Consider the following 24,025-nt stretch of genomic DNA (forward strand, 5'->3'; position numbering starts at 1 on the left):
CACAAATCATCGCAACCAATGTGCCACCTCAATGCTCTAAGGCAATCATTGAGATATCGCGGGTTCACGGCATTCTTTGGCCATTGGCTAGCATGCATAGGACAGAATCCTTCAGAATTGACCATGCAACTTGCCCGATTTTTCCCACACTAAATGAAGATCTTTCCCAAAGGAGCGCTGGAAATGGAATCAGCCCAGGACAACCAAGGCCGTATTCTGCTTGTGGATGACGAGTCCGCGATCCTGCGCACCTTCCGCTACTGCCTCGAAGATGAGGGCTACAGCGTGGCCACCGCCAACAGTGCCGCGCAGGCCGAAGCCTTGCTCCAGCGCCAGGTGTTCGACCTGTGCTTCCTCGACCTGCGTCTGGGTGAAGACAACGGCCTGGATGTGCTGGCACAGATGCGCATCCAGGCGCCGTGGATGCGGGTGGTGATCGTCACCGCGCATTCGGCCATCGACACTGCGGTCGATGCGATCCAGGCCGGTGCCGCCGACTACCTGGTCAAACCCTGCAGCCCCGACCAGTTGCGCCTGGCCACCGCCAAACAGCTGGAAGTCCGCCAATTGTCGGCACGCCTGGAGGCGCTCGAAGGTGAAGTGCGCAAGCCCAAAGACGGCCTGGACTCGCATAGCCCGGCAATGATGGCCGTGCTGGAAACCGCACGTCAGGTAGCCACCACCGACGCCAACATCCTCATTCTTGGCGAATCGGGGACCGGCAAGGGCGAACTGGCCCGCGCCATTCACAGCTGGAGCAAGCGTGCACGCAAGGCCTGCGTGACCATCAACTGCCCGTCGCTGAACGCCGAGCTGATGGAGAGCGAATTGTTCGGCCACACCCGCGGCGCATTCACTGGCGCCAGTGAAAGCACGCTGGGCCGGGTCAACCAGGCCGATGGCGGCACGCTGTTCCTCGACGAGATCGGCGATTTTCCCCTGACATTGCAACCCAAGTTACTGCGTTTCATCCAGGATAAAGAGTATGAGCGGGTAGGCGACCCTGTCACCCGACGCGCCGATGTGCGCATCCTCGCGGCGACCAACCTGAACCTGGAAGAAATGGTCCGCGAAAGCCGCTTCCGTGAAGACCTGCTCTACCGCCTGAACGTCATCACCCTGCACCTGCCGCCCCTGCGCGAGCGCAGTGAGGACATCCTTACCCTGGCCGATCGCTTCCTAGCCCGTTTCGTCAAGGAATACGCGCGCCCAGCCCGCGGCTTCAGCGACGAAGCCCGCGCCGCGCTGCTCAATTACCGTTGGCCTGGCAATATCCGCGAACTGCGCAACGTGGTCGAACGCGCCAGCATCATCTGCCCACAGGACCGGGTGGAGATCATTCACTTGGGTATGGGCGAGCAACCTGCCGGCAGCGCTCCCCGGGTTGGTGCGGCGCTGAGCCTGGATGAACTGGAGCGTGCCCACATCGGCGCCGTGCTGGCAGCCAGTGACACACTGGACCAGGCCGCCAAGACCTTGGGTATCGATGCCTCGACCCTGTACCGCAAGCGTAAGCAGTACAACCTATGAGATGGCCAATGAAGCTGCGTACGCGGCTTTTCCTCAGCATTTCAGCGCTGATCACAGTCGCTCTGCTGGGCCTGATGCTAGGTTTGGTCAGCGTGTTGCAAATGACTGCCGCGCAGCAAGCTTCGGTGAGCAATACCACCCATGTCCTGGAAATAGGCTTGAAGCTTCGGCAGAACCTGGGCGAGCAACTGATGCTCATCCTCGATGCGCAAACTTCGCCTCAGAGCCTGCGAGCGCTGCAAGACAATTTCCAGGACCTGCTTGACCAAGGGCTTGCACAAGGCGGTGAACGTACCGGCTTCAACAAGGCCAGCAGCAACTATCAGGCCTTCCTGAGTGCCTATCGCCAAAGCGCTGCACCGGCAAACAGCATGGGTGCCGACCAGCCACTGGGCGCCGCGTTCAACCAAGTGCGCACCGACCTGATCGATTCGCACAAGCTTGCCATCGATTACATCACTCGCAGCGAACAACTGTCCCGCGACCGCGCTTTACTGGTCAGTGGTGTACTCGGCCTGACGGGCTTGGTGGTGCTGATGCTCGGCTTCTTTACCGCTCACAACATCGCCCGCCGCTTCGGGCAACCCATCGAAGCCCTGGCCAAGGCCGCAGATCAACTCGGCCAAGGTAACTTCGATGTCACGTTGCCCGTCAGCCAAGCCATAGAAGTCAACCAGCTGACCCGCCGCTTCGGGCTGATGGCCGAGGCGCTGCGCAAGCACCAGGAGACCAACGTCGATGAACTGCTGGCCGGCCAACAACGCCTGCAGGCTGTGCTCGACAGCATCGACGATGGCCTGCTGATCATCGACCGCCAAGGCAATCTGGAGCATCTCAACCCGGTCGCCCAGCGCCAGCTCGGCTGGAGCAACAACCGCCTGGGCAGCCCCTTGGCAGAGGCACTGCAGCGCCCAGAACTGGAGCAACAGCTGCGCCAGGTGCTGCGCGGCGGTAGCCTGGACCGCCCACCTGAGGACCTGAGTATCGAGGTTGATGAAGAGTCACGCCTGCTGTCCTACAGCCTGACCCCGGTCAGCCACCCGCAAGGACCGATTCTCGGTGCCGTGATGGTGCTGCACGATGTGACCGAGCAGCGCGCTTTCGAGCGTGTGCGTAGCGAGTTCGTACTGCGCGCCTCCCACGAACTGCGTACGCCGGTCACCGGCATGCACATGGCCTTCGGCCTGCTGCGAGAGCGCGTGAAGTTTCCACCTGAGGCGCGTGAGAATGACCTGTTGGAGACCATCGGCGAGGAAATGCAGCGCCTGACCCAACTGATCAACGACCTATTGAATTTTTCACGCTATCAGAGCGGGCTGCAAAAACTCGAACTCGCCCCCTGTGCCATCGACGAACTGCTCGAACGTGCCCAGGTACGGTTCAGCGAGCAGGCATCAGTCAAGCAGATCGAGCTGATCAAGGCGCTGGAGCCGCCGCTGCCTCGGATCCAGGCCGACATCGCCCAACTGGATCGTGTGCTCGACAACCTGCTGCACAACGCCATTCGGCATACCGGCAGCGGGGGGCGAATCCGCCTGCATGCGCGACGCCATGCGGAGCGCGTCATCATCAGCGTCGAGGACAATGGCGAAGGCATTGCCTACGGACAGCAGGGGCGCATTTTCGAACCCTTTGTACAGGTAGGGCGCAAGAAGGGCGGGGCCGGGCTGGGGCTGGCATTGTGCAAGGAAATCGTGCAATTGCACGGCGGCCGCATGGGCGTCTTCTCCCGGCCCGGGCAAGGGACACAGTTCTACATGGCTCTTCCGGTGTGATTTCTTGACCTGCAGAGGTCGTTGAGGCAACGCCTTGCCGGCCACTGCAAGTACGCTCACGGTTCATCATCTATCCGTGGCCTGCGGACTTGCCGGCCTCGCGTCACCAACTCGACGAACTGCCGGGCATTGAGCGGATGGGCGAAGAGCCAGCCTTGGCCATAATTGACACCCTCGCTGTTGAGCAGCACTGCCTGGGCCTCGCACTCTATGCCTTCGGCTATCACCCGTAGATGAAGGTCATGGGCCATGCGAATGATATGAGGCGCCACGCCACTGCTGGCGGCATCGTGCCCGAGCGCGTCGATGAAGGCCTTGTCGATCTTCAGGCAGTCCACCGGCAAGGTCTGCAGATAAGCCAGGCTGCAGTAGCCAGTGCCGAAGTCATCGATCAACACCTGATGCCCCACCGAACGAAGCGCCTGCAGGTTGTCACGGGCCACCACCACATCGATCAGCCCCCGCTCGGTAACCTCGAAGGCAATCTGGCTGGCAGCCACCCTGTGCAGTGCCAGCAACCGTGCAGCCACCCGGCCGATGCGCGGGACCATCACATCACAGGCCGCCAGGTTCACCGAGATGTAAAGGTTGCGGTGCGAACGCAGCAACTGGCCAAGTTGCTCAAGCACCCGTTGCAGGACGAAATCGGTGATCTGGCGAATCTGCCCGGTATTTTCAGCCAGCGGAATGAACAGGTCCGGGCTGGTCAGGGTCCCGTCAGGGCGCCGCCAGCGTACCAGCGCCTCAGCGCCCACACAGCGCCGGCTGTCGAGTTCGATGATCGGCTGATAGAGCACCTGCAGTTCACCGCGGCGCAAAGCGTTCTGCAATTCTGAACTCATGGAACGCCGCTGCAGGATCAGCTGCAGTACCAGCCAACCGATACAACAGGCCGCCAGAACGCTGCCTGGGAACAATAGCCAGAGCATGCCGTTCATCCGCAGTGGCAGGCTGGCTCGTGGGGCGATCAGCACGAGCTGGTAATCGGGCGATTTGGTCAGCATGCGATAGACAAGGCGGTCATGCAGTTCGAACAACGAATTGCCGCTGGGTGGCGGCCAATTGTCAGCTGGCGGCCAGACTTGTGGCGGGCCCAGTACCGGTATGGCTCTGGTGCCATTGTCCAGCACCACCAACAGGCTACCTCCGGGCGGCAGGTCAACCACGTCGGTCAAGTGCCCACGCGACGTAGAAACCAGGAAGTTGCCACGTGCAAGCATCAACGCGGCAAGGTTCTCGTTGGGTTCGGTGGTGGTATTGAGCCAATAGCTGTAAGTCGGGCCCTGGATGTCCGGAGCCCGCGTGGGCACGAAAGCCCGTGCCCCCCCGCGGTTGGAGCAGGCGACATTGACGTCTACGTATGCCGCCTCATAAATGAAACGCGAGCCCAGCCCAACTTGCTGCAACAACGCCAGCATCGCCGGGTTGCAGCCGCGCAAAGGTTGCGCCTGCAGGTCGTCGACACCCTCGCGCAACTGGCCGAAAACCTGTTCGAGGCGGTCAAGAAAACGCTCGCCCTGCGCATTCATCTGCGCACTCTCGCTCTGCTTCATCTGCTGCAGCGCAATACCGATACTGGCAGTCAGCAACACCGCAGCGCTGGCCAACGCTGCCAGAGAGGCCAGCATCCAGGGACGGTAAAAAAATTGGCGCAACGCGGTAATCAGAGCCGACATGGGCAGCATCCAGTTGATATACAGGGTATAGCAACTGAATGGCGTATTGGCTTGGCCGTTTGGCGGAGCCCAAGGGCGCGCGGAGGATCAGCGCATCCGGTTTAGCACTTGAAGCATGGCAGCCGTCTGCGCATCGGGCATGCCGTCGAAGCGCTGTGGCCGGAAACGCATCTGGAACGCCGCAATGACATGGCGGGTAGCGACATCGAGCTGCCCGGTCTGTTCGATGGCGTAGCCGAAGCGTGCCAGCTCTTGCTGGTACCAACCCATGCTCGGTGGATTGGCGTTGAAATACGCCTGCTGGCGCGCCACGGCATTGGGCTCTGGCCATACCCCAAGCCCCGCATCGGCAAGACGCTTCCATGGGAACAACGGCCCCGGATCCAGTTTGCGCAAGGGTGCGATATCACTGTGGCCAATGATATGGCGAGGGTCGATGTTGTTACGTTTGACGATATCCTTTAGCAGCGCGATCAAAGACTGAATCTGCGCTTCGCTGTACGGATACCAGACTCGCCCATTGGGCGTGGTGTCAAAGCCTGGGTTGACGATCTCGATACCGATTGAGCTCGAGTTCAACCAGGTTCGCCCCTGCCATTGGCTGTCACCGGCATGCCAGGCACGACGGCTTTCATCGACCAGTTGATAAACCTTGGCCGGGCCATCGCCGATCAGATAGTGGCTGCTGACCTCGCCATGGGTTAGCAGCGCCAGCGAGCGCTCCAGCGAAGCATTGGTGTAATGCAGCACGACGAACTGGATGCGGTTGTCCTGGTTGGCCGAGGGATGGCTGCGGTCGATACGCAGGCCGGTCGAACAACCGGCCAGTACGATCAGCAAAAATGCAGTGAACAACGCTTTCATGGAAGAAGCCAGGGTAATTAGCAGTGACGCATTAGCATAACGTATGCGCACCCGGCTCACCCGCTCAGCTTTGTTCCACCCGATTACGGCCCAGGTCCTTGGCCCGGTACAGCGCTGCATCAGCACGCTTGAGCACCTGATCACCGCGCTCACCCGAGCGGAATGCGCTCAAACCGATGGAGGCGGTGATAACCACCCGTTCGCCCTTGAAATGGAACGGACACGCTTCGATCGCGGCACGCAGCACCTCGGCCACTTGCGCAGCTACGGTGGGTGACGTCTGCGCCAGCAACAGTACGAACTCCTCGCCACCGAAACGGGCGATGAAATCGCGCGGCCGCAAGCGCTTGCGCAACTGGTCAGCGACGATCTTCAGTACCTTGTCACCCGCCAGATGGCCATAGCTGTCATTGATGCGCTTGAAATGGTCCAGGTCGAGAATCGCCATCGCCAAGTGGCCGCCGTTCTCCTGCCAGGCCTGCATTTCGCGCTCTACCTGCTCGCTCCAGGCCGCGCGATTGGGCAGCCCGGTCAGCGGGTCGATCAATGCCTTCTGCCGCTGTTCCTCCAGGTGTTCGCGGTAGCCGAGGGCCTCCTGCTCCATGTTAGCGACGCGCTCGGCCAAGCCCTGAAGGCGCCCGGCGAGTTCCTGTTCGCGGCGGTCACGCTCATGCTGATGCTCATCCATGGTGCCCAGCAGCCCTTCCAGGCGGTTCTCGAGAATGTGCTTGAGGCTGTCCACATCGGCCGCCCCCTGCACGCTGCTTTGCAGGCCATCGACCTGCTCACGCAGCTGGCTGTCCAGCTCGCGCGCAGCAGAACTGTTGTCGGCATGACCGGCACTGGCTTCATGAAGGTGGCTCTGGAAGCTTTCCAGACGCTCATTGAGCTGCTGCAGGTAAGTCTCGAATTCGTGCTGCCCGCTGTCGGTGATGGCCAGCATGAGCACGGCCAGGTCATCGAGCACCGGGATCAGCTCGTACCAGTTCAGCCCCCGCGCCACGCGCTCGCGCATTTCCAGGGCTTGGGCCTTGTGGCGTTCCGGCAGGCTGAGGTCATCGAGCAGGCCGATCAGGGTTTGCTCGATATGCGCGGCAACCTGACTGTAGGGCGGCTCGACTGCGTCAGGGAGTGAATAGGGTCCGTCTTCGCCGAAGGTTTCTTCCAGGGGCTTGAGCGCTTGTGGCTCATCGACCTGTATTGGCAGCTCGGTTCGAGCGCCCTCGAGGCGCTGCGGTTGCTCAGCGCAGACGGGTGCAACCTCGACCGGCTCCTGTGCGTGCGGCTCAGGCTCGCCTGGAGCGGGCGGTGCGGCAACAGGCGTTTCAGGCACCACAGGCACCACAGGCACAGGGTCATGAACCTCAGGTGCTACCAACGGCTGCAGCTCGTCGATATCCCGGGGTGGTAGATCCACCAGCACCGGCCCGTCCGGCAATGGCTGCAGTTCAGGCGCAGCGATTACAGAAGGGGCCGCCGGTTCTACAGCGTTTACACCCTGTGGTTCGCTCTCACGGTTGCCGAACAAGCGCTGCAAAAAGCCCGGCCTGGCATCCTCATCCGGCCTGTTCAACGATGACAGCGCCCGCCCCTGCAACCCGCTCAGCTCTCCGAGCAGCGGCGGCAACTCGCGCGACTGGCTGACGCCGCCGTCGAGTTTCTTCGCCAGTTTCTTGAGCGACCGCGATACGTCACCGGACAACGGCAGGCCTTGCAGTTGCGTCACGAGCGCGGTCAGCGCATCGCTGACCTGGTTCATGCGGGTTTCGCGGCGCTGCTCGGAGTCGAGCACGGCCTTTTCAAGACGCGGGATCAACCCTGCAAGGCCGGCATCCATGTTGTCGCTGCGAATGACCTCACGCATTTCCTTCATGCATTGGTCCACCGCCTTGTCGCTGCCTTCTGCGGCCAAGGTACTGCGCACCAGGCCCCGACGCAGCAGGTCAAGCCGCGCTGCCCATCGGCGCTCCAGCTTTTCCTGCTGTTCGATGCTTTTAAGGTATTTTTCTTTCCAGCGCTCGGCTTCTTCGGTCATGCCTGGATCCGCAACGGGTGATGCATCGGTGGGCTATGGTTACACGCTGTCGGCGCACGGCTGGAACTCTTGAGTGCTCCAATGGCCTTTTGCTGATCTAGCTCAGGGCCGGAAGCGTATCCACAGTCAATGCATCAGGCAATCGGATCTCTACGGCGACCGGGAGATGGTCGGAAATAGGTTGGGCCAGCACCTCGACCCGCTCCAGGGTCAGGCTCGGGCTGAGCAGGATGTGGTCCAGGCAACGCTGCGGGCGCCAGCTGGGGAAGGTGGCTTCGACCTGAGGTGCAATCAGGCCCAGATCACGCAATGGAGAATGGTCGAGCAGGTCGTTGGCATGGGTGTTCATGTCGCCCATCAGGACCTGATGGCGGTATCCACCGATCAGTTCCCGGATGTAGGCGAGCTGGCGAGCGCGGGTCCTTGCACCAAGCGCAAGATGCATCATGACCACGATCAGCGCGTCCTCGCCTTCGCCGAAGCGCACCAGGATCGCACCGCGGCCGGAGGGACCGGGCAGAGGATGATCTTCCAGCAGATGCGGCTTGAGGCGGCTGAGCACCCCATTGCTGTGCTGGGCGAAATGCCCAAGGTTGCGGTTGAGCTGTTGGTACCAGTAAGGGAAGCCCCCCAACTGGGCCAGGTGCTCCACCTGATTGACGTAACCAGAACGAAGGCTGCCGCCATCTACTTCCTGCAAGGCCACCAGGTCGAAATCATTGAGCAGGTCGCCGATTTTCTGCAGATTGCCGGCGCGCCCGGTGTGCGGCAGCAGATGCTGCCAGCTGCGGGTCAGGTAATGCCGATAGCGCTCGGTACTGATGCCGACCTGGATATTGAAGCTGAGCAGCCGCAGGCGACCATCTTCCGGCAGGCCATTGGCCTGCAGATGATGCTCGTTGACCTGCGGCTGATGCAGGCCAATACCACGCGCGGCTCTGAAGCGGGGCATGGGTTCGCCGCTTACTTAGCGGCGCGCTCCTTGTCGATCAGTTGGTCAGCGACGTTCAGCACGCCTTCCGGGCCCTGAGCGGTGCCGAGGTCAAAACGGTACTTGCCGTTGACCACCATGCTAGGTACGCCGGTGATTTCGTACTTCTTCGCCAGCTCTTTGGCCTGGTTGACCTGGCCCTTGATGGCGAACGAGTTGAAGGTGGCGAGGAACTTGTCCTTGTCGACGCCCTGGGTGGCGAGGAAGTCAGCCATGTCCTGGGGATCGGTCAGGCGCTTGCGCTGGTTCTGAATGGCATCGAACACTGCGGCGTGAACCTTGTGCTCGACGCCCATGGCTTCGAGGGTGAGGAACATTTGGCCGTGGGCGTCCCATGCACCGCCGAACATCGCCGGCACGCGTTTGAAGTTGACGTCCTTCGGCAGCTTTTCAACCCAAGGGTTGATCACCGGCTCGAAGTGATAGCAATGAGGGCAGCCGTACCAGAACAGCTCGACCACTTCGATCTTGCCGGGAACGGACACCGGAACAGGGTTGCTCAGCTCGAGGTACTCCTTGCCGGCCGTGGCAGGCTCCGCAGCCTGAACGGCGGACATACCGAATACGCTGGCGGCGACCAGCGCAGCGCTGAGAATCAGTTTACGCATGCTTTACTCCTGAGCAGTCTTTGGTCGCCTCGACACGACCTGTACTGAGACAGGTCGGGAAGGGCCCGAGTTCTGTAGTGTACCGGCTGCGGACTGAAAAAAGGGCGGTCCGCGCCGCCCTTTCATCTTTAGCGTTGCAGCATTAACCGAATGTTAATGCGCAGATAGCTCAGTGAAGGCCCTGGATATAACTGGCCAACGCTTCGATATCATGGTTGCTCAGCTTGCCGGCTATGGTCCGCATGGTCATGGCATCACCATCATTGGTGCGGTTGCCTTCACGGAAGTCGGTGAGCTGCTTGGTCACGTACTGCGAATGCTGACCACCCAGGTGCGGAAAGCCGGCCAGCGCGATGCCCGCGCCATTGGGCGAGTGGCACCCGGTGCAGGCAGGCATGCCTTTTTCCAGATCGCCGCCATTGAACAGCGCCCGGCCACGCTCGACCAACTTGGGGTCGGCGGCGCCGACGCTGCCTTTCTGGCTGGCGAAGTAGGCGGCGATGTCGGCCAGGTCCTGATCATTGAAGTTGGCCAGCATGCCGGTCATCTCCAGCACGGTACGCTTGCCGGACTTTATGTCATGCAACTGTTTTTCGAGATAGCGCTGGCCCTGACCGGCCAGTTTCGGAAAATTGGGCGCCAGGCTATTGCCGTCGGGGTTGTGGCAGGCACCACAGATGGCGGTCTTGGCCTGGCCGGCGGCGGCGTCGCCTTTGACAGGTTCTGCAGCATTGGCCGCACCTGCGACACCCATGGTCAACAGCAGACTCACGACTAGTTTGTTCATCAGCTAATCCAACACGGCTAAGGGTGAAATGTTATGTATCGGGACTGCCGCTCATCCAAAGGATGACCAAACGGTAGTCCTCGGCACTGCAGTCCCTGCACAATCCACGCGGCGGCATAGCCTTGAAACCCTGAGTCACATGTGCCATGAGTACCTCCATGCCTTGCGCCAGCCTTGGCTCCCAGGCTGCCCGGTCACCCTTCTTGGGCGCCTGTGGCAACTGCCCGGCGTGACAGGCCGCACACGTGCGGTTGTACAACGCCTCGGGATCCTGTGTAGCCTGTGCGCTGAAAAACGGCAGGAACATACCGACAGCTAGCAGCCATTTCGCCATGCGGAACGACCTGACAGGGTTGGGGGACGCGCTGCGTTCTGATGCGCGAGCTATTGTTCGACACCCCATGCCCGTTCTCCTTCGCTGGGAGAATGAGCACACAAATACTGGGGCATTATATACTTCCGCCATCCAAACGGAAACGACACCGCTTGCCGGCCTAGGCTTTGGCAACACCCACATCGGATATCCCATGCAAGTCAAGAACCCCATCCTCGGCCTCTGCCAGAAAGCCACATTCGCCCTCAGCGCTGCCAAGGTCGAACAATGCCCGGACGACCAGGGTTACGAGGTGGCTTTCGCCGGCCGTTCCAACGCCGGCAAATCCAGCGCCCTCAATACCCTGACTCATGCCAGCCTGGCGCGAACCTCGAAAACTCCAGGGCGCACCCAGCTGTTGAATTTCTTCAGTCTGGACGATGAACGGCGTTTGGTCGACCTGCCAGGTTACGGATATGCAAAAGTGCCGATCCCGCTCAAGCAGCATTGGCAGCGTCACCTTGAGGCCTACCTGGGCAGCCGCGAATGCCTGCGCGGCGTCATCCTGATGATGGATGTGCGCCACCCGATGACCGACTTCGACAAGATGATGCTCGACTGGGCCAGGGCAAGCGGCATGCCTATGCACATCCTGCTGACCAAGGCCGACAAGCTGACCCACGGCGCAGGCAAGAACACCCTGCTCAAGGTGCAGTCGGAAATCCGCAAAGGTTGGGGGGATGGCGTGACCATCCAGCTGTTCTCGGCTCCCAAGCGTCTGGGGCTGGAAGAGGCCTACAAGGTGCTGGCGGGCTGGATGGAGCTGGAAGACAAGCCGGTAGCCTGAAGCGACGTCATCGCCGGCAAGTCGGCTTCCCACCCTGTGGGGGCCGGCTTTTGGCGATAGTGCCGCCATCGTCACCCCCAAATTTCGGGCAAAAAAAACCCCGGACTTCGTATGGGGAGGGGGAAGTTCGGGGTCCAAGTCCGGACCGCTAGGGCGGGGTCCAGATATCTGCCAACACTTAACACAACATAGGAGCATCGAAGGGCTTCACCAGCCATTCAGTTACTCTGAGTTCCGCTTCACCGGTTTAGTTCCAGAGCCCTCAAAACTATTTGCGATAGTTTCATGAAACCGTAGTACTAATGGCATCGAGCCATGCCAGGATCCGCGTCGCTGCAACCCGGATCCTACACAGGTTTCCCTGCTCAATCAGTGAGCTTCGTCCCAATTCGAACCAACGCCGACTTCGACCAGCAGCGGTACATCCAGTTGCGCGGCCTTGCTCATGTGCCCGCGAATTTCATCTTTCACCTGCTCGACCAGGTCTTCGCGCACTTCAAGCACCAATTCGTCGTGTACCTGCAAGATCACACGAGCATCGAGGCCGCTTTCGCTCAGCCAGTTGTCCACGTTGACCATTGCCCGTTTGATGATATCGGCGGCGGTACCCTGCATCGGTGCGTTGATCGCCGTGCGCTCGGCGCCCTTGCGTAGGGCCGGATTCTTGGCGTTGATGTCCGGCAGGTAAAGCCTGCGGCCGAACAAGGTCTCGACGAAGCCTTGCTCGGCAGCCTGGACGCGGGTGCGTTCCATGTAGGCCAAGACGCCTGGGTAACGGGCGAAATAGCGGTCGATGTAATCCTGCGACTGCTTGCGGTCTACGCCGATCTGCTTGGCCAGGCCGAAGGCGCTCATGCCGTAGATGAGGCCAAAGTTGATGGCTTTGGCGCTACGACGCTGATCGGTGGTGACCGCTTCCAGGGCTACGCCAAAAACTTCCGCAGCGGTGGCACGGTGCACATCCAGGTCATTGCGGAAGGCGTGCAGCAGGCCTTCGTCCTTGGCCAGGTGGGCCATGATGCGCAGTTCGATCTGCGAATAGTCCGCCGCCAGCAACTTGTAGCCCGGGCTGGCGATGAACGCCTGGCGGATACGCCGGCCTTCGGCGGTACGGATAGGGATGTTCTGCAGGTTCGGGTCGCTGGACGACAGGCGCCCAGTGGCGGCCACGGCCTGCTGGTAAGACGTATGGATACGCCCGGTTCGCGGGTTGATCTGCCCCGGCAACTTGTCGGTGTACGTGCTCTTGAGCTTGCTCAGGCTGCGGTACTGCATCAGTACCTCCGGCAACGGGTAGCCTTGCACGGCCAACTCGTCCAGGACTGCCTCGGCCGTGGATGGCTGGCCCTTGGCGGTCTTGCTCAGCACCGGCATGCCGAGCTTGTCGTAGAGGATCGAGCCGAGCTGTTTGGGCGAGCCGAGGTTGAATTCCTCACCCGCCAGCTCGAAGGCCCGACGCTCGAGGTCGGCCATTTTCATACCCAGCTCACCACTCTGTATCTGTAACAGGGCAGCATCAACCAGCGCGCCCTGGCGCTCGATCTTGGCCAGCACCGGCACCAGCGGCATCTCGATATCCATCAGCACCGGCTGCACGCTCGGTGTCTGCGCAAGGCGGGCCTGCAGCGCCTGATGCAGGCGCAGGGTAATGTCGGCATCTTCGGCGGCGTAAGGGCCGGCCTTGTCCAGGTGGATCTGGTTGAAGGTCAGCTGTTTGGCGCCTTTGCCGGCGATGTCTTCGAACGCGATGGTGGCGTGGTCGAGATACTTCTGCGCCAGGCTGTCCATATCATGACGGGTCGCAGTGGAGTTGAGCACATACGATTCAAGCATGGTGTCATAGGCCACGCCCTGCATCTGGATCGCCGGCGAGCCATTGGCAAGGATGTTGATATCGTATTTGGCGTTCTGCCCTACCTTTGCCTTGGCCGGGTCTTGCAAGAGCGGCTTCAATGCCAGCAACACGGCTTCGCGATCCAGTTGCACCGGCGCGCCTTCATAGTCGTGTGCCAACGGTACGTAAGCCGCTTCATGGGGTTCGACAGCGAAGGACAGGCCGACCAGCTGTGCCTTTTGCGCATCAAGGCTGGTGGTCTCGGTATCGAAAGCGAACAGCGGCGCCTGACGCAGCTTTTCCAGCCAGGCATCGAAGCGAGCCTGATCGAGGATGGTTTCGTATTTCGGCTCGACCGTGGCCGCAGGCGCCTGCACAGGCGCAACTTCATCGCCGGCCCTGGCCGCGTCCCGCTGAACGTCGGCGATCCAGCTCTTGAATTCCATCTCGGTATAAAGCGCCAGCAGCGCTTCACGGTCCGGCTCGCCGCACACCAGGGCGTCCACTTCGATATCCAGCGGCACGTCGACTTTGATGGTCGCCAGTTCGTAGGACAAAAACGCCGCGTCACGGTGTTCTTCGAGCTTGGCCGGCAGGGTCTTGGCGCCACGAATCGCCAGTGCCGGCACCTTGTCCAGGTTGGCGTACAGGTCGCTGAGGCCGCCGCCGATACCGGTCAGCAGCCCTACTGCGGTTTTTTCACCGACCCCAGGTACGCCTGGGATGTTGTCGACCTTGTCGCCCATCAGGGCGAGGAAGTCGATGATGTGCTCCGGGCCGACGCCGAACTTCTCATGCACGCCAGCCACATCCAGCACACTGCCCGTCATGGTGTTGACCAGGGTAACGTGGCCGTCCACCAGCTGCGCCATATCCTTGTCACCGGTCGAGATGATCACTGGCCGCCCCTTTGCCGCACTGCTGCGCGCCAGCGTGCCGATCACGTCGTCGGCCTCGACCCCCTCGACGCACAGCAGCGGGTAACCCAGAGCCTTGACGCTGGCATGCAGCGGCTCCACCTGCACCCGCAGGTCGTCCGGCATGCTGGGGCGGTTGGCCTTGTACTCGGCGAACATGGCATCGCGGAAGGTACCGCCCTTGGCATCGAACACCACGGCGAACAGGCTGTCGGGGTATTGCTTGCGCAGGCTCTTGAGCATGTTCAACACACCCTTGACCGCGCCGGTGGGCATGCCCTTGGAAGTGGTCAGCGGGGGCAGCGCGTGGAAGGCGCGGTAAAGGTAGGAGGAACCGTCCACCAGGACGAGGGGCGCTTGGCTCATGAGCAGAATCAACCTTTTCGGCGGGTCCGGAGCTAGAATAGCCGGATCAATGACGACAAAGGGACAAGGTTATCATGCGTACACTCAATCGCCTGTTACTGCTCAGCCTGTTGGCAACCATGCCAGTCGTCACCCTGGCGGCGGACGACGCCCCCTCGGCAGATCCCGAGGTGACCATTCGCACGGAAGGCGATAAAACCATCCAGGAATACCGGCAGAACGGCTTCCTGTATGCGATCAAGATCACGCCGAAAAACGGCAAGCCTTATTTTCTGGTACGCGCCGATGGCTCTGATGGCAATTTCATTCGTTCCGACCAACCGGACATGCTGATACCGTCCTGGAAGATCTTCGAGTGGTAATCTGACGCGTACCGTTCACATCAACCTGGCACTTCCCGGCGGAAGTGCCCGTATGGGCATTCTTTCATCATGTCAGTCTTCACCCCCGTGACCCGGCCTGAGCTGGAAACCTTTCTGGCGCCGTATCAGCTGGGCCGTCTGCTCGATTTCCAGGGCATTGCCGCCGGCACCGAAAACAGCAACTTCTTCGTCAGCCTCGAACAGGGGGAGTTCGTCCTGACGCTGATCGAGCGCGGCCCCAGCGAGGACATGCCGTTCTTCATCGAACTGCTAGACACGCTGCACGCCGCCGATATGCCGGTGCCTTACGCCATACGTGACCGTGACGGCAATGGCCTGCGCGAGCTGTGCGGCAAGCCGGCACTGCTGCAACCAAGGCTGTCGGGCAAGCACATCAAGGCGCCGAACAACCAGCACTGCGCCCAGGTAGGTGAGCTGCTGGCGCATATCCACCTGGCCACCCGCGAGCACGTCATCGAGCGCAAGACCGATCGCGGCCTGGACTGGATGCTCGCCAGCGGTGCCAAGCTGATGCCACGCCTCACGGCAGAACAGGTTGCCCTGTTGCAGCCGGCGCTGGACGAAATCATCGCGCACAAGGCGCAGATCCTGGCATTGCCGCGGGCCAACCTGCATGCCGACCTGTTCCGCGACAACGTGATGTTCGAAGGCACCCACCTGACCGGCGTGATCGACTTCTACAATGCCTGCTCGGGGCCGATGCTGTACGACATCGCCATCACCGTGAATGACTGGTGCCTGGATGAAACCGGCGCGATCGATATGCCTCGTGCCCAGGCCCTGCTGGCGGCCTATGCAGCGCTACGGCCGTTCACGGCAGCCGAGGCCGAGCTCTGGCCACAGATGTTGCGGGTCGGGTGCGTGCGCTTCTGGCTGTCGCGTTTGATCGCGGCCGAGTCGTTTGCCGGGATGGATGTGATGATCCATGACCCGAGCGAGTTCGAGGTGCGTCTGGCGCAGCGCCAGCAAGTGGCTTTGCACCTGCCGTTCGCGCTCTGACCGAAGCGCCACCGCTCTCGGTAGGAGCGGCCTTGTGTCGCGAAAGGGCCGCAAAGCGGCCCCGGATATCGCGCTGCCGCAGACATGTCTGGGGCTGCTGCGCAGCCCATTCGCGACACAAGGCCGCTCCAGCGCCTATGCAAATGGCTTAAAGCTGCTCCAGGCACCCTGCCAGCTCACCGCTCAGCTTTTCCAGCAAACGCTCGTAGCCCTTGGCATCCACTGGGTCATTCCCGCCCAACGCATCCAGCTCAGCCAAGCGCACCGGCAGCCCGGCCGTCAGCGTCTCAGCCAAGCGCGGTCGCAGCGGCGGCTCACTGAACACACAGGTCTTGCCCACTTCCTGCAGACGCTTGCGCATGGCAGCGACATGCTGCGCCCCCGGCTGCACTTCGGCCGCCACGCTGAACACACCCGCGTGCTTGAGCCCATAAGCAGACTCGAAGTAGTCAAACGCTTCGTGGAACACGAAGTAAGGTTTGTCGGCAATACCCGCCACCCGGGCCTTGATGCGTGCATCCAGGCTATCGAGGCGTGCAGTGAAGGCCTTCAGGTTGCTCTGGTAGCGCGCGGCATTGGCAGGGTCCGCCGACGCCAGGTCCGCCGCCATCTTCGCCGCAATCACCCGGGCGTTAACTGACGACAACCATAAATGCGCGTCCAGGCTGCCCGGACGATGATCGTGGTCATGCTCATCGTGGTCTTCTTCATCGTGTGAATGGCTGTCCTCGCCAAAGTGGCGCAACTGCATGCCCGGCAGCGACTGAACAGCCACGACAGGTTTGCTGCGGCTGCCCAACACCCGCGGCAGGAAACCTTCCATGTCGGGGCCGATCCAGTACAGCAGGTCGGCATCGCCGACGCGGCGCACGTCGGACGGGCGCAGGGCATAGTGGTGCGGCGAGGCGCCAGGAGGCAGCAACACCTCGGGGCTGCCAACCCCATCCTGCACAGCGGCGGCAATCTGCTGCAACGGTTTGATACTGGTCAGCACACGCACGTCGGCTTGCGCCGAGCAGGCGATAAAAGCGACAAAAAGCACAAGCAATCGGGACACGGTGAATACTCGACTCGTCAGAAACAGGTAACATAATAACGTCTCCATCCAGAACCGTCGCTGCTCATGTCCATCACGCCGCTGGCCCACCGTCCCCACGATCACTCTCATTGCGTGCACAGCGCCCTGACCGAGGCCGAGGTGCTGTGCACCCGCCAGGGCCTGCGCCTGACCGCATTGCGCCGGCGTGTGCTGGAGCTGGTATGGCAAAGCCACAAGCCGCTGGGCGCCTACGACATCCTCGCCGTGCTCAGCGAACAGGATGGCCGGCGTGCTGCGCCACCGACCGTTTATCGGGCGCTGGATTTCCTGCTGGAAAACGGCCTGGTACACCGCATCGCTTCACTCAACGCCTTCATCGGTTGCAGCCACCCCGAGCACGCGCACCAGGGCCAGTTCCTGATCTGCCGCGAATGCCACGTCGCCATCGAACTGGAGCAGGACAGCATCAGCGATGCGATCATCGCCAGCGCCAAAGGCGTGGGTTTCAGCGTGGAAACGCAGACGGTGGAAATCGTCGGCCTGTGCGGCAATTGCCGGGGCGCCGCATGAGCGATGCACTGATCCGTCTGGAGCAGGTCGGCGTCACGTTCGGCGGCGAGGCCGTGCTCGACAGCATCGACCTGTCGGTGGCACCCGGCCAGATCGTCACCCTGATCGGGCCCAACGGCGCAGGCAAGACTACCTTGGTCCGTGCTGTGCTCGGGCTGCTCAAGCCGCACCGCGGCACAGTGTGGCGCAAGCCGAAACTGCGTATCGGCTACATGCCGCAAAAAATCCAGGTGGACGCCACGCTGCCGTTGTCGGTGCTGCGCTTTCTGCGCCTGGTACCCGGTGTAGACCGGCAGGCAGCGTTGTCGGCACTGCAGGAAGTGGGCGCCGAACAGGTCATCGACAGCCCGATCCAGACCATTTCCGGCGGCGAGATGCAGCGCGTGCTGCTGGCCAGGGCGCTGCTGCGCGAGCCCCAGCTGCTGGTACTGGATGAGCCGGTACAAGGCGTCGACGTGGTCGGCCAGACCGAGCTGTACAACCTCATCACTCGCCTGCGCGACCGCCATGGTTGCGGGGTATTGATGGTCTCGCACGATCTGCACCTGGTGATGAGCGCCACCGACCAGGTGGTCTGCCTCAACCGGCATGTGTGCTGCTCCGGCCACCCCGAGCAGGTCAGCAACGACCCCGCCTTCGTCGAACTGTTCGGCCAGAACGCACCGAGCCTGGCCGTCTACCACCACCACCACGATCACAGCCACGACCTGCATGGCTCGGTGGTCGCCCCTGGCACCCATGTTCACGGAGACCACTGCAAGCATGGCTGATTTTCTTCTTTACGCCCTGCTCGCGGGTCTTTCCCTGGCGCTGGTGGCTGGCCCGCTGGGCTCCTTCGTGGTGTGGCGGCGCATGGCCTATTTCGGCGATACCTTGTCCCACGCAGCGCTGCTGGGCGTGGCCATGGGCTTCGTGCTGGACGTCAGCCCGGCGCTGGCGGTAACCGTGGGGTGCCTGTTGCTGGCGTTGCTGCTGGTAACCCTGCAGCAACGCCAGCCATTGGCGTCCGACACACTGCTCGGCATCCTCGCGCCCAGCACCTTGTCGCTGGGCCTGGTGGTGCTGAGCTTCATGCACGACGTACGCATCGACCTGATGGCCTACCTGTTCGGCGACTTGCTGGCCATCAGTACCACTGACCTGGCCTGGATCCTGGGCGGCAGTGCGCTGGTACTGCTGCTGCTTGCAGTCCTTTGGCGACCGTTGCTGGCGGTTACCGTCCACGAAGAGCTGGCCATGGTTGAAGGCCTGCCGGTCGCTGGCCTGCGCCTGGCGCTGATGCTGCTGATTGCCGTGGTCATCGCCGTCGCCATGAAGATCGTCGGCGTGCTGTTGATCACCTCCCTGCTGATCATTCCTGCCGCTGCGGCACAGCGCCACGCGCGCTCGCCGGAGCAGATGGCAGTGGGGGCCAGCCTGCTGGGCGTCACGGCCGTCTGCGGCGGCCTGGCCATGTCCTGGTTCAAGGACACCCCGGCCGGCCCATCGATCGTGGTCTGCGCGGCAGTGCTATTCTTGCTGAGCCTGGCCCTGCCCAAACGCTGAAAACCGGGGTGCGCCATGGCACACCCTGCAACCTTTTCGCGGGTAAAGGGTCTGTAAGACTTGTTTTCGAGCGTGCGCACCTGGGTGTAGACTTGCTCGCTTTTTGCGCAAATAGAGAGTCGCAGGAATGAAGCCGTTCGCATCCCGTTATCTGCTTGTTGCCGCGTTTTCCCTGTTCCTGGCCGCTTGTTCAAGTGCGCCGGTCGAGCAGCCCGGTGCACCTGCCCAAGCCGATGCCTGGCAGCAGCTGCAGCAAAGTATCAACAGCAATGAACTGGCCACAGCCGAAGATCAGCTTGCCTCGCTGCAGGCTCAATCGCCCGACGATGGCCGCCTGGAACAGTACCAGCGGCAGTTGGCTGAGGCTTACCTCAAACGCAGCCAGATCGTCCTTCAGAAGGGTGACGTCAACGCTGCCGCAACCGCGCTGGCACGTGCCCGCGCACTGATGCCGCAGGCACCTGCCGTGACTGGCGGTGACGCGGTCTCACAGGCACGCAAGGCTGAGCTGGAAAAAGCCGAGGCCGCCCTGAAGGCTGCCGAGGCCAAGCCCAAGGCGCGGGTGATCGACCCGACCGCGCCTAGCACGGTCATTGCACTGAAGACCACGGACATCCGGGCCATGCGCCGGCAGCTCGATGAAATTGCCACTGATGTGGTGAATTATCAGTGCGACGTGGTGTTCCAGGTACCTCGCACCGAAGATGCGCCTTGGTTGAAGACCTTGCTGGAAAAGCGGGTTCGCAAGATCGACAGCGGCTTCGCACTTGAGCAAAAACACGAGATTCAGCGCAAGTTGCCCGCTCAGGTGGTATTGGTACCGCATCAGCGTTGACACTTCTGGGGGCCCATCGCCGGCAGCCGGCGATGGGTACCAACGCAGCGTCTTACGCAGGGATCGCCTCTGCAGCCGCCTCCCGCTCCCAGACCCGATGCCCTTCCACGGCTTTGACGAAGGCATCCACTGCCTTCTGATCATCCCCAAGCAACAAGCCTTTGTCCTCCTTCAGGCCCAAGCTGCCCAGCAACGCTTTGGCCTCTTTGGCCAACACGATCGCCTTCAAATGCTTGTAACCCTCGAGCAGGAAGTGCTTGGCCACACCACTGCCGCTCAAGGCATCGATTGAAGCCTTGCCACCCGGCACCACTATCCCGTCGAACATGATCGACGGCATACCCTCGATCGAAGCATCCACCGGCAATTGCTTGCCATCGGCGCTCTTCACCGGCGCCGAGGATGGCCCCAGCAGCATGGGCCGCGCGCTTTGTGCTTCGAGCGCCTTGACCAGCCTGTCGACGCTCGCGGCGTCCACGCCATCGGCGACCACAACGGCAATCTTGCGTCCCTTGATGCCCACATCTCCAGGGTGGTTCATCTGGCTCAAAGCCTTGGACTGCGCAAGCTTGCTACCTTTGACCTGAACCGTGCCCTGCTTGGGCGCCGGCAAGCCGAGGTTGGCCGCCACAGCCGCTGCCAGCTTCAGGTCGATATTGGCCAGGATCTCATTGACCTCACGCGCGCGGATTGCTTCGCGCTCCACCTTGCCCAATTCAAAGCTGTAGGCCTTGATGATGTGCTGCTGCTCGGTCGGGCTCATGCTCTGGAAGAACAGCCGCGCCTGCGAGAAATGATCGCCGAACGACTCGCTGCGCTGGCGGATCTTGTGTGCTTCGATGCGCTCCTGATAGCTCTCGAAGCCACCATCCTGCGCCGCCGGCGGCGTTTCCCGCGGCCAGCCGCCATCGATCGAATTGGGCTCGTAGGAAGCACGGCCCTTGTCGATGGTCATGCGGTGCATGGCGTCGCGCTGGCTGCTGTGGTTCGGCGCTACCGGCCGGTTGATCGGGATCTCGTGGAAGTTCGGGCCGCCAAGGCGGCTGATCTGTGTGTCGGTATAGGAGAAGAGCCGGCCCTGTAGCAGCGGGTCGTTGCTGAAGTCGATGCCCGGCACGATATGGCCAGGGCAGAAAGCGACCTGCTCGGTCTCGGCGAAGAAGTTGTCCGGGTTGCGGTTGAGCACCATCTTGCCGAGCGGCGTCACTGGTACCAGTTCCTCGGGGATCAGTTTGGTCGGGTCGAGCAGGTCGAAATCAAACTTGTGCTCATCGGCCTCTGGGACGATCTGCACGCCCAGTTCCCACTCGGGGTAATCACCCGTCTCGATCGCGTCCCACAGATCGCGGCGATGGTAGTCGGTGTCCTTGCCTGCCAGCTTCTGGGCTTCGTCCCACAGTACCGAATGCACACCCTGGCGTGGCTTCCAGTGGAACTTGACGAAGCTGGCCACGCCTTGGGCATTGATCAGGCGGAAAGTATGCACGCCAAAGCCTTCCATCATCCGCAGGCTCCGCGGGATGGCTCGGTCGGACATCGCCCAGATGACCATGTGCGCCGACTCAGGCACCAGCGAGACAAAATCCCAGAACGTGTCGTGGGCTGAGCCGCCCGTGGGCATTTCATTGTGCGGTTCAGGTTTGACCGCATGCACGAAGTCGGGAAACTTGATGGCATCCTGAATGAAAAATACCGGCATGTTGTTGCCAACGAGGTCAAAATTGCCCTCATCGGTGTAGAACTTCACAGCAAAGCCACGCACGTCGCGCACCGTGTCACCCGACCCGCGCGGGCCTTGCACGGTGGAGAAGCGCACGAAGACCGGGGTTATCTTTTCGGGGTCCTGGAGGAAACCGGCCTTGGTCAGTTCGCTATGGTTGCCGTAGCTCTGGAAGTAGCCGTGGGCACCGGTACCTCGGGCGTGGACGATACGCTCGGGAATGCGCTCGTGGTCGAAGTGGGTGATCTTCTCGCGCATGATGAAGTCTTCAAGCAGCGATGGCCCACGAGCACCAGCCTTCAGGCTGTTCTGGTTGTCGGCTACCTTCACACCCTGGTTGGTACGCAAGGCCTGGCCAGTAGCATCGCTGCGAAACGCCTCCAGGCTCTGCAGCTTGGCGTTGGTGTTGGCGCGGTCGGGGGTCTGCGTGCCGGCGGCCTCACTGTGCTTGGGCGCGTCCGTTTTCTTGCTGGTCATGGTCGGCTCTCCTCATCAGTCTTCAGGCTTGCCCTCTGCGGGCTCGTTCCAGTAGTGACTAGAGGGCTTTGGCGAGCGTTCAATCGGGATTACCAGTTGTCGCGTTATGCCTGATGGATTGGTCCATTACGAAATAAATGCTAAGAACAACTATTGGAAAAGGCTAAAATGCGCCACCCCAGCCAACCGCTGACCCAAATTCCATGCGCCCCACAAGGTTCGCTACGTGATCGAGTTCCAACATGTACACAAGACCTACCGCGTCGCCGGTAGGGAAATCCCCGCTCTGAACCCAACCAGCCTGACCATCGAAGACGGCCAGGTGTTCGGCCTGATCGGCCATTCCGGCGCAGGCAAAAGCACCATGCTGCGCCTGATCAACCGGCTGGAAGAGCCCTCTGGCGGGAAGATCATCGTCGACGGCGAAGACGTTACCGCCTTCAACGCCAACCAGCTGCGCGGCTTCCGCCAGCAAGTCGGGATGATCTTCCAGCACTTCAACCTGCTGGCCTCCAAGACCGTCGCCGACAATGTCGCCCTGCCGCTGACGCTGGCGGGCGGGCTGTCGCGGGCCGAAATCGACAAGCGCGTCACCGGGCTGCTGGCCCGCGTGGGCCTGTCGGACCACGCCAAAAAGTACCCGGCGCAGCTCTCTGGCGGCCAGAAGCAGCGCGTCGGCATCGCCCGCGCCCTGTCGACCAACCCGAAGATCCTGCTGTGCGACGAAGCCACCAGCGCCCTGGACCCGCAAACCACCGCATCGGTGCTGCAGTTGCTGGCCGAGATCAACCGTGAGCTGAAGCTGACCATCGTGCTGATCACCCACGAGATGGACGTGATCCGCCGTGTCTGCGACCGCGTCGCGGTGATGGACGCCGGCCATATCGTCGAGCAAGGCTCGGTGGCCGACGTGTTCCTGCACCCGCAGCACCCCACCACCAAGCGCTTTGTCCAGGAAGACGAGCAGGTCGATGAAGGCGAGCAGCGCGACGACTTTGCCCACGTGCCAGGCCGCATCGTGCGCCTGACCTTCCAGGGCGACGCCACCTACGCGCCGCTGCTGGGCACCGTGGCCCGCGAAACCGGGGTGGATTACAGCATCCTCGCCGGGCGTATCGACCGCATCAAGGATGTGCCCTATGGGCAGCTGACCCTGGCCGTCACCGGCGGCGACATGGAAGCGGCGTTCGACCGCTTCACGGCAGCTGACGTACATATGGAGGTACTGCGTTGATGGACGCCCTGAATTTCTTCGCCAATGTCGACTGGGCCGAAATCTGGCTGGCCACCATCGACACCATGATCATGCTGTTCGGCTCGCTGTTCTTCACCGTGCTGCTGGGCCTGCCACTGGGCGTGCTGCTGTTCCTCTGCGGGCCGAAGCAGATGTTCGAACAGCGGGGCGTGTATGCGCTGCTGTCGCTGGTGGTCAACATCCTGCGCTCGTTGCCGTTCATCATCCTGCTGATCGTGATGATCCCGATCACTGTGCTGATCACCGGTACCTCGCTGGGCGTTGCCGGCGCCATTCCGCCGCTGGTGGTGGGTGCCACGCCGTTCTTCGCCCGCCTGGTGGAAACCGCCCTGCGTGAAGTGGACCGCGGCATCATCGAGGCCACCCAGTCGATGGGCGCCACCACCCGCCAGATCATCACCAGTGCACTGTTGCCGGAGGCCCGCCCGGGCATCTTCGCGGCCATTACCGTCACCGCCATCACCTTGGTCTCGTACACCGCCATGGCCGGCGTTGTCGGCGCTGGCGGCCTGGGCGATCTGGCCATCCGCTTCGGCTACCAGCGTTTCCAGACCGATGTAATGGTGGTCACCGTGGTACTGCTGCTGGTTCTGGTTCAAGTACTGCAGAGCGTGGGCGACAAACTGGTCGTGCATTTTTCCCGTAAGTAACCCCAATGG

General features: G+C 61.8%; 21 protein-coding genes. 11 read left to right on the forward strand and 10 right to left on the reverse strand.

All coding sequences use genetic code 11. From position 1 onward, the window contains the following. Nucleotides 1-183 precede the first annotated feature (183 nt). Both algB and EGJ09_RS14955 read left to right on the forward strand, forming a co-directional pair. Nucleotides 184-1,530, forward strand: a complete 1,347-nt coding sequence (gene algB, locus EGJ09_RS14950; protein ID WP_046786732.1) for a sigma-54-dependent response regulator transcription factor AlgB — start codon at nt 184-186, stop codon at nt 1,528-1,530. Beyond that, on the forward strand, nt 1,527-3,305 hold the full coding sequence (locus EGJ09_RS14955; protein WP_125924269.1) for a KinB sensor domain-containing domain: 1,779 nt from the start codon (nt 1,527-1,529) through the stop codon (nt 3,303-3,305). Before algB ends, EGJ09_RS14955 begins: the two co-directional genes overlap by 4 nt. 56 nt (nt 3,306-3,361) lie before the next feature. Here EGJ09_RS14955 and EGJ09_RS14960 read toward each other — a convergent pair whose 3' ends face one another. The 7 genes from EGJ09_RS14960 to EGJ09_RS14990 all read right to left on the reverse strand — a co-directional run bounded on the left by EGJ09_RS14960 (nt 3,362) and on the right by EGJ09_RS14990 (nt 10,600). Continuing rightward, nucleotides 3,362-4,981: an EAL domain-containing protein gene (locus EGJ09_RS14960; protein WP_115273173.1), complete on the reverse strand. Its 1,620-nt coding sequence runs from the start codon at nt 4,979-4,981 to the stop codon at nt 3,362-3,364. Nucleotides 4,982-5,068: 87 nt separating this feature from the next. Then, complete coding sequence (locus tag EGJ09_RS14965) at nt 5,069-5,845, reverse strand: N-acetylmuramoyl-L-alanine amidase (protein WP_196914283.1); 777 nt, start codon at nt 5,843-5,845, stop codon at nt 5,069-5,071. A 64-nt stretch (nt 5,846-5,909) separates the two neighbouring features. Continuing rightward, on the reverse strand, nt 5,910-7,880 hold the full coding sequence (locus EGJ09_RS14970; protein ID WP_125924270.1) for a GGDEF domain-containing protein: 1,971 nt from the start codon (nt 7,878-7,880) through the stop codon (nt 5,910-5,912). A gap of 97 nt (nt 7,881-7,977) precedes the next feature. After that, nucleotides 7,978-8,832, reverse strand: coding sequence for an endonuclease/exonuclease/phosphatase family protein (locus tag EGJ09_RS14975; RefSeq protein WP_046786736.1), 855 nt, complete (start codon nt 8,830-8,832; stop codon nt 7,978-7,980). An 11-nt stretch (nt 8,833-8,843) separates the two neighbouring features. Further along, nucleotides 8,844-9,479: a thiol:disulfide interchange protein DsbA gene (gene dsbA / locus EGJ09_RS14980; protein ID WP_039602079.1), complete on the reverse strand. Its 636-nt coding sequence runs from the start codon at nt 9,477-9,479 to the stop codon at nt 8,844-8,846. Nucleotides 9,480-9,648: 169 nt separating this feature from the next. Beyond that, on the reverse strand, nt 9,649-10,266 hold the full coding sequence (locus EGJ09_RS14985; protein WP_115273175.1) for a cytochrome c: 618 nt from the start codon (nt 10,264-10,266) through the stop codon (nt 9,649-9,651). A gap of 31 nt (nt 10,267-10,297) precedes the next feature. After that, complete coding sequence (locus EGJ09_RS14990) at nt 10,298-10,600, reverse strand: cytochrome c5 family protein (RefSeq protein ID WP_046786739.1); 303 nt, start codon at nt 10,598-10,600, stop codon at nt 10,298-10,300. Nucleotides 10,601-10,793: 193 nt separating this feature from the next. On the opposite strand from EGJ09_RS14990, the gene yihA reads away from it, so the two are divergent. Continuing rightward, nucleotides 10,794-11,426: a ribosome biogenesis GTP-binding protein YihA/YsxC gene (gene yihA, locus EGJ09_RS14995; protein ID WP_012316856.1), complete on the forward strand. Its 633-nt coding sequence runs from the start codon at nt 10,794-10,796 to the stop codon at nt 11,424-11,426. A 369-nt stretch (nt 11,427-11,795) separates the two neighbouring features. Here yihA and polA read toward each other — a convergent pair whose 3' ends face one another. Continuing rightward, nucleotides 11,796-14,543 (reverse strand): DNA polymerase I, encoded by a 2,748-nt coding sequence (gene polA / locus EGJ09_RS15000; protein ID WP_177433160.1) that lies wholly within the window; start codon nt 14,541-14,543, stop codon nt 11,796-11,798. 74 nt (nt 14,544-14,617) lie between these two features. Here polA and EGJ09_RS15005 point away from each other — a divergent pair, with 74 nt between their 5' ends. Both EGJ09_RS15005 and EGJ09_RS15010 read left to right on the forward strand, forming a co-directional pair. Next, nucleotides 14,618-14,905, forward strand: coding sequence for a DUF2782 domain-containing protein (locus tag EGJ09_RS15005; protein ID WP_012316858.1), 288 nt, complete (start codon nt 14,618-14,620; stop codon nt 14,903-14,905). Between the two features lie 69 nt (nt 14,906-14,974). Further along, on the forward strand, nt 14,975-15,925 hold the full coding sequence (locus EGJ09_RS15010; protein WP_125924272.1) for a homoserine kinase: 951 nt from the start codon (nt 14,975-14,977) through the stop codon (nt 15,923-15,925). Between the two features lie 148 nt (nt 15,926-16,073). Here the strand turns inward: EGJ09_RS15010 and EGJ09_RS15015 are convergent, their stop codons facing one another. Beyond that, nucleotides 16,074-17,030 carry a zinc ABC transporter substrate-binding protein gene (locus tag EGJ09_RS15015; protein WP_125924273.1) on the reverse strand — a complete coding sequence of 319 codons (957 nt, stop codon included), beginning with the start codon at nt 17,028-17,030 and terminating at the stop codon, nt 16,074-16,076. 18 nt (nt 17,031-17,048) lie between these two features. Here EGJ09_RS15015 and zur point away from each other — a divergent pair, with 18 nt between their 5' ends. From zur to EGJ09_RS15035, 4 genes are all read left to right on the forward strand, one after another. Further along, nucleotides 17,049-17,534, forward strand: a complete 486-nt coding sequence (gene zur / locus EGJ09_RS15020; protein ID WP_046786742.1) for a zinc uptake transcriptional repressor Zur — start codon at nt 17,049-17,051, stop codon at nt 17,532-17,534. Further along, nucleotides 17,531-18,304 carry a zinc ABC transporter ATP-binding protein ZnuC gene (znuC, locus tag EGJ09_RS15025; RefSeq protein WP_046786743.1) on the forward strand — a complete coding sequence of 258 codons (774 nt, stop codon included), beginning with the start codon at nt 17,531-17,533 and terminating at the stop codon, nt 18,302-18,304. The genes zur and znuC overlap by 4 nt, the downstream gene beginning before the upstream one ends. Continuing rightward, a complete protein-coding gene (gene znuB / locus EGJ09_RS15030) occupies nt 18,297-19,079 on the forward strand; it encodes a zinc ABC transporter permease subunit ZnuB (RefSeq protein WP_046786744.1) in 783 nt (260 codons plus the stop codon). The genes znuC and znuB overlap by 8 nt, the downstream gene beginning before the upstream one ends. 127 nt (nt 19,080-19,206) lie before the next feature. Then, nucleotides 19,207-19,914 (forward strand): PA5502 family lipoprotein, encoded by a 708-nt coding sequence (locus EGJ09_RS15035; protein ID WP_115273177.1) that lies wholly within the window; start codon nt 19,207-19,209, stop codon nt 19,912-19,914. 52 nt (nt 19,915-19,966) lie between these two features. Here EGJ09_RS15035 and katE read toward each other — a convergent pair whose 3' ends face one another. Further along, nucleotides 19,967-22,111: a catalase HPII gene (gene katE / locus EGJ09_RS15040; RefSeq protein ID WP_115273178.1), complete on the reverse strand. Its 2,145-nt coding sequence runs from the start codon at nt 22,109-22,111 to the stop codon at nt 19,967-19,969. Between the two features lie 226 nt (nt 22,112-22,337). Here katE and EGJ09_RS15045 point away from each other — a divergent pair, with 226 nt between their 5' ends. Together EGJ09_RS15045 and EGJ09_RS15050 are read left to right on the forward strand one after the other, a co-directional pair. Beyond that, nucleotides 22,338-23,345: a methionine ABC transporter ATP-binding protein gene (locus EGJ09_RS15045; protein ID WP_046786747.1), complete on the forward strand. Its 1,008-nt coding sequence runs from the start codon at nt 22,338-22,340 to the stop codon at nt 23,343-23,345. After that, complete coding sequence (locus EGJ09_RS15050; RefSeq protein ID WP_039603885.1) at nt 23,345-24,016, forward strand: methionine ABC transporter permease; 672 nt, start codon at nt 23,345-23,347, stop codon at nt 24,014-24,016. The genes EGJ09_RS15045 and EGJ09_RS15050 overlap by 1 nt, the downstream gene beginning before the upstream one ends. Nucleotides 24,017-24,025 lie beyond the last annotated feature (9 nt).

Origin of the sequence: Pseudomonas sp. p106 (assembly GCF_003936645.1) — a bacterium.
In the GTDB taxonomy this organism is placed as follows: Bacteria; Pseudomonadota; Gammaproteobacteria; order Pseudomonadales; family Pseudomonadaceae; genus Aquipseudomonas; species Aquipseudomonas putida_E.

What these genes read in the sequence shown, in the direction of transcription:
- algB (WP_046786732.1), top strand. Translation starts at nt 184, where the DNA reads ATGGAATCAGCCCAGGACAACCAAGGCCGTATTCTGCTTGTGGATGAC.
- EGJ09_RS14955 (WP_125924269.1), top strand. Translation starts at nt 1,527, where the DNA reads ATGAGATGGCCAATGAAGCTGCGTACGCGGCTTTTCCTCAGCATTTCA.
- EGJ09_RS14960 (WP_115273173.1), bottom strand. Translation starts at nt 4,981, where the DNA reads ATGTCGGCTCTGATTACCGCGTTGCGCCAATTTTTTTACCGTCCCTGG.
- EGJ09_RS14965 (WP_196914283.1), bottom strand. Translation starts at nt 5,845, where the DNA reads ATGAAAGCGTTGTTCACTGCATTTTTGCTGATCGTACTGGCCGGTTGT.
- EGJ09_RS14970 (WP_125924270.1), bottom strand. Translation starts at nt 7,880, where the DNA reads ATGACCGAAGAAGCCGAGCGCTGGAAAGAAAAATACCTTAAAAGCATC.
- EGJ09_RS14975 (WP_046786736.1), bottom strand. Translation starts at nt 8,832, where the DNA reads ATGCCCCGCTTCAGAGCCGCGCGTGGTATTGGCCTGCATCAGCCGCAG.
- dsbA (WP_039602079.1), bottom strand. Translation starts at nt 9,479, where the DNA reads ATGCGTAAACTGATTCTCAGCGCTGCGCTGGTCGCCGCCAGCGTATTC.
- EGJ09_RS14985 (WP_115273175.1), bottom strand. Translation starts at nt 10,266, where the DNA reads ATGAACAAACTAGTCGTGAGTCTGCTGTTGACCATGGGTGTCGCAGGT.
- EGJ09_RS14990 (WP_046786739.1), bottom strand. Translation starts at nt 10,600, where the DNA reads ATGGCGAAATGGCTGCTAGCTGTCGGTATGTTCCTGCCGTTTTTCAGC.
- yihA (WP_012316856.1), top strand. Translation starts at nt 10,794, where the DNA reads ATGCAAGTCAAGAACCCCATCCTCGGCCTCTGCCAGAAAGCCACATTC.
- polA (WP_177433160.1), bottom strand. Translation starts at nt 14,543, where the DNA reads ATGAGCCAAGCGCCCCTCGTCCTGGTGGACGGTTCCTCCTACCTTTAC.
- EGJ09_RS15005 (WP_012316858.1), top strand. Translation starts at nt 14,618, where the DNA reads ATGCGTACACTCAATCGCCTGTTACTGCTCAGCCTGTTGGCAACCATG.
- EGJ09_RS15010 (WP_125924272.1), top strand. Translation starts at nt 14,975, where the DNA reads ATGTCAGTCTTCACCCCCGTGACCCGGCCTGAGCTGGAAACCTTTCTG.
- EGJ09_RS15015 (WP_125924273.1), bottom strand. Translation starts at nt 17,030, where the DNA reads ATGGAGACGTTATTATGTTACCTGTTTCTGACGAGTCGAGTATTCACC.
- zur (WP_046786742.1), top strand. Translation starts at nt 17,049, where the DNA reads ATGTCCATCACGCCGCTGGCCCACCGTCCCCACGATCACTCTCATTGC.
- znuC (WP_046786743.1), top strand. Translation starts at nt 17,531, where the DNA reads ATGAGCGATGCACTGATCCGTCTGGAGCAGGTCGGCGTCACGTTCGGC.
- znuB (WP_046786744.1), top strand. Translation starts at nt 18,297, where the DNA reads ATGGCTGATTTTCTTCTTTACGCCCTGCTCGCGGGTCTTTCCCTGGCG.
- EGJ09_RS15035 (WP_115273177.1), top strand. Translation starts at nt 19,207, where the DNA reads ATGAAGCCGTTCGCATCCCGTTATCTGCTTGTTGCCGCGTTTTCCCTG.
- katE (WP_115273178.1), bottom strand. Translation starts at nt 22,111, where the DNA reads ATGACCAGCAAGAAAACGGACGCGCCCAAGCACAGTGAGGCCGCCGGC.
- EGJ09_RS15050 (WP_039603885.1), top strand. Translation starts at nt 23,345, where the DNA reads ATGGACGCCCTGAATTTCTTCGCCAATGTCGACTGGGCCGAAATCTGG.